Source organism: Micrococcus sp. KRD026 (assembly GCF_017168445.1).
Taxonomy (GTDB): domain Bacteria; phylum Actinomycetota; class Actinomycetes; order Actinomycetales; family Micrococcaceae; genus Micrococcus; species Micrococcus luteus.
On sequence record NZ_JABFBA010000028.1, the window covers coordinates 16,590 to 18,830 of the forward strand.

Consider the following 2,241-nt stretch of genomic DNA (forward strand, 5'->3'; position numbering starts at 1 on the left):
TGTTGTGGGTCATGAGGTTCTTGCCACGGGGTACGGGCTGAGATGAGACGAGCGGGCCCCGCCCGGCAGGATGGAAGTTCCTACACCACCCACCTGCCAGAAGAGACCCACTCATGACTCACGCTAACGCACCCCTGACCCCGACCGGCCGGCTGCGCATGGTCCACCGCCACCTGCACGACGGGATCCCGCAGGCGCACGTGGCCGCCGAGTTCCGCGTCAGCCGCCCCACGGTGGCCACCTGGGTGGCCCGCTACCGCGCCGAGGGCGAGGCCGGGCTGCTCGACCGGCCCAGCCGGCCGCGCCGTTCACCTGCCCAGCTCGATCCGGTCCTGGTCGCCCAGATCCACGCCCTGCGGCGGGAGCGCAAGTGGTCCGCACGGCGCATCCATCACCACCTCGCCTCCGAGGGCCACCGGGTGTGTCTTCGTACCGTGGGACGGTGGCTGCACCGACTCGGGATCTCCCGCCTACGGGACCTGACCCCAGCCGGAGAAGACCTCCGCCGGCAGCCGGCCCGGAGGATCACCGCGAGGGGACCGGGGCACATGGTGCACCTGGACGTGAAGAAAATCGGGCGCATCCCCGACGGGGGCGGCTGGCGTGCTCACGGACGTGACAGTGAAGCAGGCCGTGCTTCCAAGCGTGGTGCAGGCCGGCGGGTCGGCTACACCTATCTGCACTCGGCGATCGACGGGTTCACCCGGCTGGCCTACACCGAAGCGTTGGAGGACGAGCGGGCGGCCACGACCGTGAGCTTCTACTGCCGGGCGCGGGCGTTCTTCGCCGCCCACGGCATCACCGTGGACCGGGTGGTCACGGACAACGGGAACAACTACCGGGCCGTGGACTTCACCGCCAAGGTGGTCTCGCTCGGGGGCCGGCACCACCGGATCCGGCCCTACACGCCCCGCCATAACGGGAAGGTCGAACGCTACAACCGTCTGATGGTCGATGAGGTCCTCTACGCCCGCCCGTACTCCTCAGAGACGGCCCGGCGTGAGGCGTTGGCAGTGTGGGTGAACCACTACAACTACCATCGGCCTCATACCTCCTGCGGGGACGCCCCTCCGGCCTCGTTGGCCCCGGCCCGAGTCAACAACGTCATGACCTCTTACATCTAGCTGTTGTGGGTCATGAGGTTCTTGGCACGAGGCCCGGGCTGAGATGAGACGAGCGGGCCCCGCCCGGCAGGATGGAAGTTCCTCAACAACCCACCTGCCAGAAGAGACCCGCTCATGACTCACGCTAACGCACCCCTGACCCCCACCGGCCGTCTCAGGATGGTCCACCGCCACCTGCACGACGGGATCCCACAGGCGCACGTGGCCGCCGAGTTCCGGGTGAGCCGGCCCACGGTGGCCACCTGGGTGGCCCGCTACCGCGCCCAGGGAGAAGCCGGCCTTCAGGACCTGCCCAGCCGGCCGCGCCGTTCACCTGCCCAGCTCGACCCCGAGGTGGTGGCTCAGATCCAGACCCTGCGTCGCAGGGAGAAGTGGTCGGCCCGCCGCATCCATCACCACCTCGTCTCTGAAGGCCACCGGGTGTGTCTTCGTACCGTGGGGAGGTGGATGCACCGGCTGGGCATCTCCCGGTTGCCAGACCTCGCGCCCACGGGTGAGGACCTGCGCCAACGACCGCAGAAGATCACCGCCCGCGGCCCGGGGCACATGGTGCACCTGGACGTGAAGAAGATCGGGCGCATCCCCGAGGGGGGCGGCTGGCGTGCTCACGGCCGGGACTCCGAGAACGCGCGAGCAGCCAAGCGCGGGCCTGGCCGACGGGTCGGCTACACCTACCTGCATTCGGCGATCGACGGGTTCACCCGCCTGGCGTACACCGAGGCGTTGGAGGATGAGCAGGCGGTGACCACGATCGGGTTCTTCTGCCGGGCGCGGGCGTTCTTCGCCGCCCACGGCATCCGGATCGACAGGGTGATCACGGACAACGGGAACAACTACCGGGCCGCGGAGTTCACCGCCAAGGTGGTCTCGCTCGGGGGCCGGCACCACCGGATCCGCCCCTACACCCCGCGCCATAACGGGAAGGTCGAACGCTACAACCGGCTGATGGTCGATGAGGTCCTCTACGCCCGCCCGTATACCTCAGAGCAAGCTCGGCGTGAGGCCCTGGCCGTGTGGGTGAACCACTACAACTACCATCGGCCTCATACCTCCTGCGGGAACGCCCCGCCGGCCTCGTTGGCCCCGGCCCGAGTCAACAACGTCATGACCTCCTACA

General features: G+C 68.8%; 2 protein-coding genes. Both read left to right on the forward strand.

Features of this window, described 5'->3' with window-relative positions; all coding sequences use genetic code 11:
• Positions 1-113 precede the first annotated feature (113 nt).
• Positions 114-1,124 carry an IS481 family transposase gene (locus J1M40_RS10000; protein WP_101966240.1) on the forward strand — a complete coding sequence of 337 codons (1,011 nt, stop codon included), beginning with the start codon at positions 114-116 and terminating at the stop codon, positions 1,122-1,124.
• 114 nt (positions 1,125-1,238) lie between these two features.
• Positions 1,239-2,241 (forward strand): IS481 family transposase (locus J1M40_RS10005; protein ID WP_206450763.1); only part of this gene is annotated, 1,003 nt, incomplete at its 3' end.

Coding starts and splice junctions, on each gene's coding strand:
- J1M40_RS10000 (WP_101966240.1), top strand. CDS start 114: ATGACTCACGCTAACGCACCCCTGACCCCGACCGGCCGGCTGCGCATG.